The sequence below is a fragment of the Bradyrhizobium sp. AZCC 1610 genome (genome assembly GCF_036924515.1).
Lineage (GTDB): Bacteria > Pseudomonadota > Alphaproteobacteria > Rhizobiales > Xanthobacteraceae > Bradyrhizobium.
In genome coordinates this window covers 340,754-355,029 of the sequence record NZ_JAZHRR010000001.1, presented here as the reverse complement: position 1 = coordinate 355,029, position 14,276 = coordinate 340,754, and the positions used below count along the sequence as shown (strand labels likewise).

Below are 14,276 nucleotides of genomic sequence, written 5' to 3'. Positions count from 1 at the left end.
AAGAGAAGACGTGGATGGCCGGGACAAGCCCGGCCATGACGACCGAGAGAGTTTTGAGCTAGCAATGCCCATCCACCTCAGCAGCCAGTCCGATCTCGAAGACGCCGTCCTCGCGCTGGTCAAGCAGGATGTGCGCCTGAAGCCGATTTTCGAGCTGACGGGCATGCCGGCGCTGCGGCAGCGCGAGCCGGGTTTTGCTGGCCTCGCGGCGATCGTATGCGGCCAGCAATTGTCCACAGTCAGTGCCGCGGCGATCTGGGCGCGGCTGGCGGCGGCGTTCGATCCGTTCGACCATGACGTCATCCGCAAGGCCCGCGCCGACCGCCTCGGCCGTCTCGGGCTTTCGGCCGCCAAGATCAAGACGCTGAAGAATATCGCGCGCGAACTCGCCGCCGAGCGGCTCAATCTCGACGTGCTGGCGGAAGAGGACGCGGATGCCGCCCACCACACCCTGACCGCGCTGCACGGCATCGGCCCGTGGACCGCCGACGTCTATCTGCTGTTCTGCCTCGGCCATGGCGATGCCTGGCCGGCGGGCGATATCGCCATACAGGAAGCGATCAAGATCGGCCTTGGCCTGCAGACGCGCCCGAACGCCAAGCAGATGGCGCCACTGGCGGAGCCGTGGCGTCCGCTGCGCGGGGCAGCGGCGCACTTGTGGTGGAGTTATTATCGGATGCTGAAAAAGCGCGAGGGCGTGCTCGTGAGCAAGCCTTGATCTCGTGTCCCGGACGCGGTGCGGCGCTTCAGCGCTGCGCCGCAGAGCCGGGACCCATCTCGCCGCGCGCATCGTCTCATGGGCCCCGGCTCGGCAGCGCATCACTGCGTGCTGCGCTGCGTCCGGGGAACGGAGAGTGTCACCTAACTCCATCTGTCTTCTCAGCCCCGCAGCCGCACCCGGTCCTCGCGCGCGGAAGCCGTGACGAAATCGATCACCGCCCGCACAGCCGGAAGTTCGACCAGGTCGGGATGCGCGAGCAGCCAGAGATCGGCCACGCTGGTGAGCTTCTGTGGCGCGACGCGGAGGAGATCCGGATAGGCGGCCGCGACAAAGCAGGACAGCGTCGAAATCCCCAGGCCCGCACGCGCGGCGGCGAGCATGTCGCCCTGCGACGAGCACCGCATCACCATCGAGCCCTGCCGCGCGATCGCGTCGCTCCAGCGCGCCAGCCGTTCGTTCGACAATCGATCGGCGAAGCCGATGACGCTGTGCCCCTTCCATTCGTCGCGCCGTTCCGGCAGCCGCCGCCGCGCGGCGTAATCCCGCGAGGCGTAGAAGCCGGTGCCGAGACGGCCGATCTTGCGCCCGATCAAATTCTCTTCGCCGCTGTCCACCGGCCGCAATACGACATCGGCCTCGCGGCGCCGCACGCTGGCCGGATAGGGATGGGTGATGATCTCAAGCTGGATATGGTCATGCGCGCGCAGGAACGGACCGAGCTTCGGCATCAGCCAGTGCGAGGCGAGCGTCGAGCCAATCGACAGCTTGACGACGCCGCGCGCCTGCGCTCCCGTCGCCGACACCGCGGCTTCCGCACGCAGCGCCGCCGCCGCCATAGCCTCGACATGCTCGCGAAACTTGCGGCCTTGTGAGGTCAGCGAAAGGCCGTCGTTGGAGCGCGCGAACAGGGGAATGCCGAGCTGGCCTTCCAGCTCGGCGATCTTGCGGCCGACCGTCGGATGGCTGGAGCGCAGCTGCCGCGCGGCGGCGGCGAAGCTGCGGGTCTCGGCCACCGCGACGAAGGTCTTGCACAGGTCCCAGTCCATCGGCTCCTCCGCCGCGACGCGCGCAGCCTGTGTTCATTCCTGACGAGCAATCTGTTCAATATTGAACAGACGGGGCGCCCCGTCCAGCCCTATAATGATCGGTAATAAGCGCAGGCCAGCGGCTCCGCCCGGCCCGACGCTCGCAAATCAACAGCAACAGACGCGCCCCGGACGTTACCGGCCTTGCGCGATCAAGGGAGAGACCGAATGCCGTTGCCCGCTTCGCTTGCCGATACGCTCGAACTGCCGGTGGTCGGCTCGCCGCTGTTTATCGTCTCCGGACCGGAACTCGTCATCGCCCAGTGCAAGGCCGGCATCGTCGGCTCGTTCCCCGCGCTGAACGCGCGCCCGGTCGAGAAGCTCGACGAGTGGCTGAGCCGAATCGAGAACGAACTCGGCGAGTACAAGGCGCTGCATCCGGAGAAGAAGGTCGCGCCTTACGCGGTCAACCAGATTTGCCACGCTTCCAACGACCGGCTGATGAAGGACATGGAGACGTGCGTGAAGCACAAGGTTCCGATCATCATCACCTCGCTGCGCCCGCCGATCGAAATCGTCGAGGCCGCGCATTCCTATGGCGGCGTGGTTTTCCATGACGTGATCAACGTCAAGCATGCGCGGAAAGCCGCCGACCATGGCGTCGACGGTCTCATTCTGGTCTGCGCCGGCGCCGGCGGCCATGCCGGCACGCTGTCGCCGTTCGCGCTGCTGCGCGAGGTGAAGCAGTGGTTCAAGGGCACCGTCCTGCTGTCGGGTGCGATCTCCGATGGCTGGGGCATCGCGTCGGCGCTCGCGCTCGGCGCCGACATGGCCTACATGGGAACGCGCTTCATCGCCACCGCAGAAGCCAACGCCGATCCGGCCTACAAGTCCGCGCTGGTCGAGCACGCGGCACACGACATCGTCTACTCGAACCTGTTCACCGGCGTGCACGGCAATTATCTCGGCCCGTCGATCGTGGCCGCGGGCCTCGATCCCGCCAATCTGCCACTCAACGACAAGTCGAAGATGAATTTCGGCTCCGGCGGCAACACCAAGGCCAAGGCGTGGCGCGACATCTGGGGCTCAGGCCAGGGCATCGGCCAGATCGCGGACGCGCCGCCGGTTGCCGAACTGGTGGAACGCCTCAAGTACGAGTTCACCGAGGCCAGCAGTGACTTTCTCAACCGAGCGCGCGCCTAAGATGCGCCGGTTCCAACAGCAGCGAACTATCAAACAAACAAAACAGAGGGATGGAAACAATGAGAGTGTCGCGACCCTTATTGACGATTGCATTTGCGTTGCTGGCAAGCACGGTCGCTCTCGCCGAGGGCGCCAAGGACGAAATCCGCATCGGGCAGACGCTGCCCTATAGCGGGCCGGCATCCGGCTTCGGCATCATCGGCCGGGCGCAGGAGGCCTATTTCGAGAAGATCAACGCGGAGGGCGGCATCAATGGCCGCAAGATCAAGTTCATCAGCCTCGATGATGCGTACTCGCCTCCCAAGACGGTCGAGCAGACGCGCAAGCTTGTCGAACAGGAAGAAGTGCTGCTGACGTTCGGCTCGCTCGGGACCGCCACCAACAACGCGGTGCATCGCTACCTCAACAGCAAGAAGGTGCCGCAGCTCTTTGTGCTCAGCGGGGCGACCAAATGGGCCGACCCGAAGAATTTCCGCTGGACCATGCCGGGAATGGCGGCCTACCAGTCCGAAGGCGTCGTCTATGCCAAGCATATCCTGCGGACCAAGTCTGACGCCAAAATCGCCATCCTCTCCCAGAACGACGACTTCGGCCGCGATTACGTCGCCGGCTTCAAGCGCGGCCTGGGCGACAAGGCCGCGACCATGATCGTGTCGGAAGCAACCTACGAAACCAGCGCGCCGACCATCAGCTCGCAGCTCGCGACGCTGAGGGCCTCCGGGGCCAACGTGATGTTCGGCGTCGTGCTCGGCAAATTCACCTCGCAGATGATCAAGGGCGTTACCGAGATCAACTGGAAGCCGGATCTGTTCTTCGTGCCGACCTCGGCGTCGTCGATCTCGTTCCTGGAACCGGCTGGCCTAGACAACGCCGTCGGCCTGATTTCGTCGAGCAACGTGAAGGACACGCTGGACGCGCAATGGGCCAATGATCCCGGCGTGAAGGAATATTTCGCCTTCATGAAGCAGTATCTGCCTAATGCAGACTTGACCAATTCGAACTACGCTGCCGGATATCACTATGCGAACCTCATGGTGAAGGTTCTGGAAGCCTGCAAGGACGATCTCAGCCGCGAGAACATCATGAAGCAGGCGGCGTCGCTGCGCGAGGTGCCGCTGCCGCTGTTGTTGCCGGGCATCACGGTATCGACCGATGCCGAGGACTACCTGCCGTTCCAGCAATTGCGGTTGCGTCGCTTCGACGGCAAGAGCTGGGTCGGCTTCGGAGAAATTCTGGACGACCGAGAGGAAAAATGACATCGATCATCAGCGGCGAACGCCAAATCAGCTATCCCGAGATCCACGCCCGCATCGCGCGGGCGGCGACGGGCTTCAGGGCGCTCGGTATCAGTGGCGGAACGCCCGTCGGCATGATGCTGCGCAACGATTTTGCGTTCTTCGAAGTCTCGGGCGCGGCGGCGGCGCTGGGCAGCCCGGTGGTGCCGATCAACTGGCATCTGAAAGCCGAGGAAGTCGCCTACATCCTGGCCGACAGCGGCGCGAAAATCCTGGTCTGCCACGCCGACCTGCTGCCGCAGATCCGCCACGGCCTGCCCGCCGATGTGCAGCTATTGGTGGTGACGACGCCGCCGGAAATCGCCATCGCCTTCAACGTATCAGCCGCGCTGACGCAAGTCCCCGATGGCATGATCGACTGGGACCGTTGGCGCGACACGCATGCGCCGTTGCCGGAAGCTCCGGTCGGCAGCGCGCCGATGTTCTACACGTCGGGCACCACCGGTCTGCCCAAGGGCGTACGCCGCAAGCCAATGACGCCGGAACAGGCGGCGGCCTCGGCGCGGGTCGGCGGCATCGCCTATGGCGTTAAGCCGAACGAGGACCAGGTCATCCTGATGAACGGCCCGATGTACCATTCGGCGCCGAACTCCTACGGCATGCTGGCGTTCCGCAGCGGCTGCACAATCGTGCTCGAGCCGCGCTTCGATCCCGAGGACATGCTGCAACTGGTCGAACGTCATCGCGTCACCCACCAGCATATGGTGCCGACGATGTTCGTGCGCCTGCTGCGGCTGCCGGATGAGGTCAAGGGCCGCTACGATCTGTCGTCGCTGCGCTTCATCGTGCACGGCGCGGCGCCCTGCCCGCCGCAGGTCAAGCGCGCCATGATCGAGTGGTGGGGACCGGTCATCAACGAATATTTCGGCTCGACCGAAACCGGCATTCCGGTGTGGCACTCGGCCGAAGAGGCGCTGGCAAAACCCGGCACCGTCGGCCGCGCCATCGAAGGCGGCGTGGTCAAGATCTTCCGCCCGGACGGCGAATTGTGCGGCGTCAATGAGCCCGGCGAGATCTTCATGCGGCAGATGTCGGTGCCGGATTTCGACTATCACGGCAAGGCCGAGGCGCGCACTGAGGCTGGCCGCGACGGCCTCGTCAGCGTCGGCGACGTCGGCTACCTCGACGAAGACGGCTATCTGTTCCTGTGCGACCGCAAGCGCGACATGGTGATCTCGGGCGGCGTCAACATCTATCCCGCCGAGATCGAGAACGCGCTGATCGGCATGGACGGCGTGCGCGACTGCGCGGTGTTCGGGGTTCCCGACGACGAATTCGGCGAGCGGCTGTTTGCCTGCATCGAGTCGGAAGCGAATACCGCGCTGTCGCCGGCCGCGGTGCAGGAGTTCTTGCGCGGACGCCTTGCGAACTTCAAGGTGCCGAAGGACATCCAGTTCATGGATGCGATGCCCCGCGAAGCCACCGGCAAGATTTTCAAGCGCAAGCTGCGCGATCTGTATGCCGAGGGGCGATTGCGGGCGATTGGATGAGGGCTAACCCTCCGCTCCCTCCACGTCATTGCGAGCGAAGCGAAGCAATCCATCTATCCCCGCGGGGATAGATGGATTGCTTCGTCGCTCCGCTCCTCGCAATGACGAGGATAGCCTTCCTGCAACCAAATCCGAACAGCGTTTTAAACATCATTGCTGTTGCAAAACATTCATCGGATGGCGCAAAGATCGCTGCATGTGAGAAGCAGGGATCGAAACAATGGAAGCCACCGACTTCATCGTTGCCCGCAACGATCTGCAGCAATGCAAGGTAATCGAGACGCAACTGCCCGACGCAGCCGCGCTGCCTGACGAGACGCTGCTGGTGAAGGTCACGCGCTTCGCCTTCACCGCCAACAACATCACCTATGCCGTGCTCGGCGATCATCTGAAGTACTGGCAACTGTTTCCGGCGCCCGAAGGTTTCGGCAACGTTCCGGTATGGGGATTAGGTGAGGTAGTCGCTTCAAGGCATGCCGGCATTGCCGCAGGCGAAACGCTGTTCGGCTATTTCCCGATGGCGACGCATCTTGTCATTGAAGCCGCCGACGTCAGCAAGCGCGGCCTTCGCGATGCCGCTGCGCACCGGCAGGGCGTGGCGCCGGTTTACAACGCCTATGCGCGCGTCAACGGCGACCCGGCTTTTGTCGGTAAACAGGGCGACTATCAGGCGCTGCTGCGCCCCTTGTTCATGCTGTCGTTCCTGGTTGATGACTTTCTCGCCGAGAATGAATTTTATGGCGCAAAAAGCGTGATGCTCTCCTCCGCCTCCAGCAAGACTGCTTACGGTCTCGCGTATCTTCTGCATGCCAGGGGCAACGGCATCAAGGTGATCGGGCTGACGTCGGCGGGTAACACCGGCTTCGTCCAATCACTTGGCTGCTACGACGAGGTCGTAACCTATGACAATGTAAGCTCGCTGCCGACGAGTTCCGCGGTCGCGTATGTCGATATGGCGGGCAACAGCCCGTTGCGCGCGACGCTGCACCGGCACTTCGGTGAGCAAATGAAATACAGCGGAATCATTGGGCTCACTCATCGCAAGTCATCGCCTGGTGAACCGGCGCAGGCACTGCCGGGCGCAAAACCTCAATTTTTCTTCGCACCGGACCAGATCCGCAAGCGCGCCAAGGAATGGGGACCGGGCGGCGTCGACATGCGGTTTGGCGCGGCGTGGTCCGGGTTCGTTCCGAATCTGGACCGATGGATGGACGTGCGCGAAGGCTACGGGCCTGCGGCGGTTCAACGGGCCTATCTCGACACCCTCAACGGCCGCGTCCCGCCGGATCAGGGGCTTATCCTGTCGCTCTAGCGGCATGACCGATATCTCCTCACACCCTTTCTGCGCTGTCCCGAATGGGTATAGGCTCGCAGAACAGGGAACGCCGCATAGATGGCTCGTGATGGGAAACGCCCATGCTCGACAGGACGGACGACAGTTCGGTAGCCGCCGACACCTGGCTTGCGCAGTTCGAGGACACGCTCGGAAAGCCCGATGAAGCCCTGCTGAAGACCCTGTTCCATCCCGACAGCTATTGGCGCGACGTGCTGGCGCTGAGCTGGAACATGCAGACCCTCAACGGCAGAGACGCCATCCTGAAAGCCCTACCGCCGCTGGCCCGCCACGCGGGACCGAGCGGCTTCGCCATCGCCCCCGGTCGCGCCGCACCGCGCAAGGTGATGCGCGCCGGCACCAACGCGATCGAGGCCATTTTCAAATTCGAAACCAATGTCGGGCGCGGCAACGGCATCATCCGCCTCATTCCCGATGCGGACGATGGCCACCGTCTGAAAGCCTGGACGCTGCTGACCGAACTTGGTGAGCTGAAGGGTTTCGAGGAGCAACTCGGCGTCAATCGCCCGCGCGGCAACGCCTATTCGCGGGATTTTCGCGGCCCCAACTGGCTCGACCAGCGCAAGGCCTCCGCTGAATATGCCGACCACGATCCCACCGTCCTCGTCATCGGCGGCGGCCAATCCGGACTTTCCATCGCCGCGCGGCTGAAACAGTTGAACGTCGACACGCTGATCGTCGATCGCGAGAAGCGTATCGGCGACAACTGGCGCAAGCGCTACCACGCGCTGACGCTGCATAATCAAGTGCAGGTCAATCACCTGCCCTATTTGCACTTCCCGCCGAACTGGCCGACCTACATTCCGAAGGACAAGCTGGCCAACTGGTTCGAAGCCTATGTCGAGGCCATGGAGCTGAACTTCTGGACCGATACCGAGTTCGAGGGCGGCAGCTATGATGAGAAGGACGGCCGCTGGACAGTGACGCTGCGCTGCGCCGACGGCTCCAAGCGCACCATGCATCCGCGCCACGTCGTGCTGGCGACCGGCGTCAGCGGCATTCCGAGCGTGCCTGAGATTGCCGGGCTGAAGGATTTTGCCGGCAAGGTGATGCATTCCAGCCAGTATGACGACGGCGAGAACTGGAAGGGCAAGCGCGCCATCGTGATCGGCACCGGCAACAGCGGCCACGACATCGCGCAGGACCTGCATTCCAGCGGCGCTGAGGTCACGCTGTTCCAGCGCTCCTCCACGCTGATCGTCAGCATCGAGCCGTCGGCGCAACTGGTCTACGCGCCCTACAATGAGGGCACGCTGGAGGATAATGACCTGATCACTGTTTCGATGCCGCTCAAGCTGGCGCGGAGGAGCCACGCGTTGACGGCGGAGAAATCCAAGGCGCTCGACAAGGAATTGCTCGAAGGTCTCGAACGCGTCGGCTTCAAGCTCGATTTCGGCGAGGACAATACCGGCTGGCAGTTCAAATACCTCACCCGCGGCGGCGGCTATTACTTCAACGTCGGCTGCTCCGACCTGATCGTGAAAGGCGATATCGCGCTGAAGCAGTTCGACGATCTCGAAAGGTTCACAGCCACCGGTGCGAAGATGAAGGACGGGGAGACCATCACCGCCGACCTTGTGGTGCTAGCGACCGGCTACAAGCGCCAGGAAGAGCTGGTGCGCAAGCTGTTTGGCGAAGCGGTAGAGAAGCGCGTCGGCACCATCTGGGGCTTTGGCGAGGAGCAGGAACTGCGTAACATGTACACCCGCACCGGCCAGCCCGGCCTCTGGCTGATCGCCGGCGGCCTCGCGCAATGCCGCATCGGCTCAAAACATCTCGCGCTGCAGATCAAGGCGATCGAGGAGGGGCTGCTGCAGCGCTGACGCCAGCGCTGCCGTTCACCATTCGCCGTGATCGAGGATTTGCCGGGCAAGGAAGGATTCCGCCCGGCGCCAGGCCGCGTCGTTGTCGCCGCGGAAGCTGATATAGCGATCGAACACGACTTTCCGCGCTTTCACGTCGATGACGTCGAATTTCGCCTGCTGTATCAGCGTGCTCATCTTGTGAAAGCGGCCAATCAATAGATGGGTGGCGCCGGCCTCCTTCGCCTTGCCCAGCAGTTGACCGTCATGGATGTCGCCCACCGAGCAGGCGTTTGGCGGACATTCAAGCGCTGCATTCGCTATCTTTCCGCTCGCTACCAGATCGCTGCGCAACGCGGCTTCGAATTCACGCAGCCGCCGGCGATGGTCGGTGCTTTGATCGATCACCTCACCCGAGGTGTCGACATAGTGGATTTCGGCGACGGCGAGCACGAGCGTCGGCGCCTGCGCCCGACCTTGCTGGACAGAACAGGCGCAGACAACAGCGGCGGCGGTCAAAGCGAGGCTCAACATCCGTAGTTTCATCAGCTTTTCCATCACAAATGGTTCCTTGGGCGTTTCGTAACGTGCGTTTCGTTCTGGTAACTATTTCGCCTGCTCCAGCAGACGGTTCTCGATCAACCACCGCGCGCCGCGGCTCCAGGCCACGTTGGCGCCCATGCGCAGGTCGGTCTGCGCAACCGCGACGATCGCCCCGGATCTGGCGTCGCGAAGCTTGAATGTGACCGCGTATTCCGTTCGGGTGATGCGCGTGACGATCCCGATCATCGACTGATCTGCGTCGAGGCCGGCCGCGATCCTGGCTTCGCAGCCGTCGCAATCCCGCAACTTGCCTGCTTTTGCCGCCTGGTCGTTCACAGCGCTGACGTCGACCAGTTGGTAGCGCCCGGATGCCGCGATCAGCCGACGGGCTTCGTCGGTCGAAAGCCGCAATTGCTCGCGGTCGATGTCATCAGGCGGGACATAGGCGGCCGCGGCGCTGAAATCCTCCAGTTCGAACGGAAACACCGCAATTTTGATCGGCGACGGTGCGGCCGTCTCGGCGGCCCCAGCCGCCGCGAGCGCTGCAAGCACAATTGCCGGAGCGAGGATAAGGGCGATGTTGCGCATGGATCACCTCGGAAACTGTCTTACTCCTCGCGATATCGCCGATCTACTGCCGTGCCGAAACGGCTGCTTTCCCTGAAACGGCCGGGTGAAATACCCGATCTTGTCTCGCCCCGCTTTCTTCCCGGCGAAATTTGCCTCACTATTCGAAGCCGATTGGAAGGAAGCTTGGGGAGGAGGCTTGCGACAGGCACCCAACTCCGTGGCGAGCTGCCCGCCCGCCATCGATCTGAAGCTGCGGCTGGCGTTACGCGTCGCGGCGCTCGCGGCCATTTGCTTCATCGCCGTCGCGGCCTACGCCCTGTTTGACAGCGACCGTGTCGCGAAGGCCAAAGCGAGCCGTATCGCCGAGATCGTGGCCCGGGATCTTTCGTTGCAGCAATCGCAGGCGCAATGGCTCTCCGTGTCCATCAACGCAACGCCGGATCTGCAGGGGATCGCGGCGCTGATGGAGCCGGGGCTCTGCATCGCCTACCGCGACAACACTGGCGCGTTTCGGCAAGGAGTCTGCAGCGGGGCGCCCGCCGACGAAATGACCGCGCCCGAAATCTTCGCGTCGCTCTACCGCGCCATCTTTCGTCCGGGTGAACCGGTCTCGATGCCGGTCCTCGTGGCGGGCACTGCCCGGGGCATGGCCGTCGCGACCTTCGATCCCGCCACGCAGATCGGCCAGAGCTGGCGCGAGGCAAGCCGGCTGCTTTCCATCATGGCTTTCGCGCTGGCAGGGCTTTGTGTTGCGGTCTATGCCGCGCTGGCGCGCGCGCTGCGGCCGACCCGGGCCATTGGCACCGGACTGCGGCAACTGGCGGCCAACGATCTTTCCGCGCGCCTGCCCCGTTTCGATCTCGCGGAATTGTCTGTTATCTCCGGCGTCTTCAACAGCCTTGCAGAACGGCTGCAGACTACCCTCGCCGAACGCAACGCCTTGACGCGAAAGCTGATCGAAGTGCAGGACGAGGAACGGCGCCATCTTGCACGCGAGTTGCACGACGAATTCGGTCAGTCGCTTTCCGCCATCGCGGCGCAGGCCGCCGCCGCCGCCCACACCGCGGAGCGCGAATGCCCGCCGCTATACGAGGAATGCCGGAGCATCTCGCGCACGACGGCGCATATGATGGAAACCCTGCGCGGCGCGCTGGTGCGCCTGCGTCCGCCCGATATCGAGGAACTCGGCCTCACCCTCAGCCTCGAAAGCCTGGTTGCGAGCTGGAACGGCTTCGAGAAGGGCCGCACCCGATTTGAGATTGCCGTCAGTGGCGAGGCCGACGATTTGCCGCCCGGTGTCAGCGCCAACCTCTATCGGATCGCGCAGGAGGCGATCACCAATGCGGCAAAGCACGCGCACGCGAGGCATGTGCAACTGCGCCTTGAGGCCGGAGACGCCGACATCGTCCTGACCGTCGAGGACGACGGCGAAGCCGCCGGCGCCAGCCCCACGCCGAAAGCCGGCATGGGACTGCTCGGCATGCAGGAACGGGTGGTTTCGCTCGGAGGGACCTTGCAATTCGAGCGGCGAGAGGCGGGCGGCGCCCGGCTTGTCGCACGCATTCCCACCCTGCGGGTGGAGCCTTAGACATGGCAGCCTCAGACATGGCAGCCTCAGACTTGGCGAACACCGCAGGCCGCACGCGCGTGATGCTGGTGGACGACCATTCCATCGTGCGCGAGGGCTATCGCTCGCTGTTGCAAAAGCAGGATCGCCTTCAGATCGTCGCCGAAGCCGACAACGGCGCCGACGCCTATCGCGTCTACAAGGAAGCCAGGCCCGACCTCGTCATCATGGACCTGTCGATGCCCGGAATTGGCGGAGTCGAGGCTATCAGGCGTATCCGGCAATGGGACAAGTCCGCGCGCATCCTCGTATTCTCAATGCACCAGAGCGCCGCCTATGCGATCCAGGCGATCAAGGCGGGCGCACGCGGCTTTGTCACCAAAAGCAACCCGCCCGAGGCGCTGCTGCGCGCGATCGCCGAGGTCATGGCCGGACGCATCGCGCTCAGCCCCGACATCGACCACGAACTGGCGATCAACCGGCTCGCCGACGAGCCTTCGGCAATCGACACGCTGAGCCCGCGTGAATTCGAGATCCTGCGCATGCTGCTGGCGGAGAAATCCGTAGATGAGATCGCAAACACGCTGCATATCAGCGTCAAGACCGCGGCCAACACCCGCTATCAGATCCGCGCCAAGCTCGGCGTCGGCTCCGACATCGAATTGGTACGCCTGGCGCTTCGCCAGCGGATCATCGCGGCGGAGGATATGGGGAGCTAGTCTGGAAGAAACGTGCCATGCGCAAATCCCCCTCGTGCTTCGGACAGGTCTCTGCAACACTCCCGCCAACAAATATCAGATGGGGAGAAGCGCATGCCCACAATCCTCGGCTCAGGCGACCACCGTTACCGCGTGGTTGAAAACTGGGCGAAGCTGCCTGACGGATGGAGCCTGACCGACGCCGCTTCCGTCGCGGTCGACAGCAAGAACCGCATCTATGTCTTCAACCGCGGCGACCATCCGATGGTAGTGCTCGACCGCGAGGGCAATTTCATCACCAGCTGGGGCGAAGGCCTGTTCAACCGCGCGCATGGCCTGCACATCGACGCCGACGATCATCTCTATTGCACCGATGACGGCGACCACACCGTGCGCAAGTGCACGACCGACGGCAAGGTGCTGCTGACCATCGGCATTCCGAACAAGCCGGCGCCGTTCATGAGCGGCGAGCCGTTCCACCGCTGCACGCATACCGCACTGTCGCCGAAGGGCGAGATCTACGTCTCGGACGGCTATGGCAATGCCTGCGTCCACAAATATTCGCCGAATGGAAAGCTGCTGAAGACCTGGGGCGAGCCCGGCACCGATCCCGGCCAGTTCAACATTGTCCACAACATCGCCACCGATGCCGACGGCTGGGTCTATGTCGCCGACCGCGAGAACCACCGCGTGCAGGTGTTCGACGGCAACGGCAAATACGAGACGCAGTGGAACAACCTGCACCGGCCATGCGCGCTGTGTTGCTGCGGCGGCAAGCAGCCCACTTTCATCGTCGGCGAGCTCGGCCCCGGCTTGGCCGTGAACCGCAAGGTGCCCAATCTCGGCCCGCGGCTTTCGATCGTCGATTCAAAAGGCAAACGGATCGCCCGGCTCGGCGGCGAGAACGGCCCGGGGCTGGAGGCGGGCAAATTCCTCGCGCCGCACGGCATCGCGATGGATTCGAAGGGCGACATCTATATCGGCGAAGTCGGCGTCACCGACTGGAAGACCAGTTTTCCGGATACGCCGATGCCGCCGGAGGTTCGGGTGAGCCGCTGCCTGCAGAAGCTGGAGAAAATCTAGACCGCAGAGCGGGATAGGCCTCGCCCGCTAAACAAGCTGTGCTCACGGGCAAGGCCCTCTCCAACGATATCGAAGAACGCACGAACCCGCGCGGTCCGTTTCAGGTCAGCGTGGGTCACGATCCATAGTTCGCCAGCCAGGTCCGGCACTGGCCCAGGCAGCCCGCGGACGAGGTCGGAATCTTCGTCGCCGAGATAGCAGGGAAGCAGCGCGAGACCGATGCCGGCCTTCGCGGCGATGAACTGATTGACGAGGCTGTTGGTCCGATAAACGAAGGCGTCATCCGGCACCGTTCTGTTCAGCCAATCTGCAGCCATGATGCCGGCAGCCGTATCCTCCCATCCGATCAGCGCGTGGCCGCCGAGATCTTCCGGGGATGAAACGGCGCCGCCTCGCTCTTCGAGATAGCGAGCAGTGCCATAGACGGTCCATGCGACATCGGCGAGCTTGCGGCCCCAGAGGTCGCCCTCCTTCGGCCGCATCGGGCGAAGCGCGATATCCGCCTCGCGGCGCGAGAGGCTGAGGACACGGTTGTCGATCACGAGCTCGACGACGATGCCGGGATGGGTTTGCCGGAACCGTGCGAGGTGACCGGTCAGCTTTCGATACGCGAGCGTCTCCGAGGAGGTTACGCGCAAGCGGCCGGAGAGGCGGTGGTCGCGGCCGGCAATGTCACGATCGATGGCGAGCGCCTCGTCTTCCATGCGCTCCGCCGCTGCCGCCATCCGCTCGCCCGCCGGCGTCGCCTGGTACGCCCCGCCCGGAAGCCGTTCGAACAGGCGAACGCCGAGCCGCGTTTCCAGCGCATTCAGGCGCCGGAACGCGGTCGAATGGTCAATATCTAGCGCTTTGGCGGCGCCGGTGAGGCTGCTTGCCCGATGCACCGCCAACACGAGTTGGGGCTCGTTCCAGTCCTCCATGGCTG

13 protein-coding genes are annotated in these 14,276 nt (G+C 63.8%); 9 read left to right on the top strand and 4 right to left on the bottom strand.

Going from position 1 to position 14,276, the window contains the following annotated elements:
* Positions 1-64: 64 nt before the first annotated feature.
* Positions 65-718 (top strand): DNA-3-methyladenine glycosylase family protein, encoded by a 654-nt coding sequence (locus tag V1279_RS01755; protein ID WP_334431859.1) that lies wholly within the window; start codon positions 65-67, stop codon positions 716-718.
* A 161-nt stretch (positions 719-879) separates the two neighbouring features.
* On the opposite strand, the gene V1279_RS01750 is transcribed toward V1279_RS01755, so the two are convergent.
* Complete coding sequence (locus V1279_RS01750) at positions 880-1,767, bottom strand: LysR family transcriptional regulator (RefSeq protein ID WP_334431858.1); 888 nt, start codon at positions 1,765-1,767, stop codon at positions 880-882.
* 207 nt (positions 1,768-1,974) lie between these two features.
* Here V1279_RS01750 and V1279_RS01745 point away from each other — a divergent pair, with 207 nt between their 5' ends.
* The 5 genes from V1279_RS01745 to V1279_RS01725 all read left to right on the top strand — a co-directional run bounded on the left by V1279_RS01745 (position 1,975) and on the right by V1279_RS01725 (position 8,911).
* A complete protein-coding gene (locus V1279_RS01745; protein ID WP_334431857.1) occupies positions 1,975-2,949 on the top strand; it encodes an NAD(P)H-dependent flavin oxidoreductase in 975 nt (324 codons plus the stop codon).
* A 59-nt stretch (positions 2,950-3,008) separates the two neighbouring features.
* The gene (locus V1279_RS01740; protein WP_334431856.1) at positions 3,009-4,205 is read left to right on the top strand and encodes an ABC transporter substrate-binding protein; all 1,197 of its coding nucleotides are present in this window, start codon (positions 3,009-3,011) and stop codon (positions 4,203-4,205) included.
* Positions 4,202-5,734, top strand: coding sequence for an acyl-CoA synthetase (locus tag V1279_RS01735; RefSeq protein ID WP_334431855.1), 1,533 nt, complete (start codon positions 4,202-4,204; stop codon positions 5,732-5,734). Before V1279_RS01740 ends, V1279_RS01735 begins: the two co-directional genes overlap by 4 nt.
* Positions 5,735-5,954: 220 nt before the next feature.
* Positions 5,955-7,046, top strand: coding sequence for a DUF2855 family protein (locus tag V1279_RS01730; RefSeq protein WP_334431854.1), 1,092 nt, complete (start codon positions 5,955-5,957; stop codon positions 7,044-7,046).
* 104 nt (positions 7,047-7,150) lie between these two features.
* A complete protein-coding gene (locus V1279_RS01725) occupies positions 7,151-8,911 on the top strand; it encodes a flavin-containing monooxygenase (protein WP_334431853.1) in 1,761 nt (586 codons plus the stop codon).
* Positions 8,912-8,926: 15 nt separating this feature from the next.
* On the opposite strand, the gene V1279_RS01720 is transcribed toward V1279_RS01725, so the two are convergent.
* Positions 8,927-9,436 (bottom strand): DUF2380 domain-containing protein, encoded by a 510-nt coding sequence (locus V1279_RS01720; protein ID WP_334431852.1) that lies wholly within the window; start codon positions 9,434-9,436, stop codon positions 8,927-8,929.
* Positions 9,437-9,496: 60 nt separating this feature from the next.
* Positions 9,497-10,021, bottom strand: a complete 525-nt coding sequence (locus V1279_RS01715; RefSeq protein ID WP_334431851.1) for a DUF3280 domain-containing protein — start codon at positions 10,019-10,021, stop codon at positions 9,497-9,499.
* Between the two features lie 178 nt (positions 10,022-10,199).
* Between V1279_RS01715 and V1279_RS01710 the strand changes: the two genes are divergently transcribed.
* The 3 genes from V1279_RS01710 (at position 10,200) to V1279_RS01700 (ending at position 13,351) form a co-directional block, all read left to right on the top strand.
* Positions 10,200-11,591: a sensor histidine kinase gene (locus V1279_RS01710; RefSeq protein WP_334431850.1), complete on the top strand. Its 1,392-nt coding sequence runs from the start codon at positions 10,200-10,202 to the stop codon at positions 11,589-11,591.
* A 2-nt stretch (positions 11,592-11,593) separates the two neighbouring features.
* A complete protein-coding gene (locus V1279_RS01705; protein ID WP_334431849.1) occupies positions 11,594-12,289 on the top strand; it encodes a response regulator transcription factor in 696 nt (231 codons plus the stop codon).
* A gap of 93 nt (positions 12,290-12,382) precedes the next feature.
* Entirely contained in the window at positions 12,383-13,351 is a 969-nt protein-coding gene (locus tag V1279_RS01700; RefSeq protein ID WP_334431848.1) for a peptidyl-alpha-hydroxyglycine alpha-amidating lyase family protein, read from the top strand.
* Here the strand turns inward: V1279_RS01700 and V1279_RS01695 are convergent.
* Positions 13,348-14,271, bottom strand: a complete 924-nt coding sequence (locus V1279_RS01695; RefSeq protein WP_334431847.1) for a LysR family transcriptional regulator — start codon at positions 14,269-14,271, stop codon at positions 13,348-13,350. The two genes, V1279_RS01700 and V1279_RS01695, sit on opposite strands and share 4 nt — an antisense overlap.
* Between the last annotated feature and the right edge of the window lie 5 nt (positions 14,272-14,276).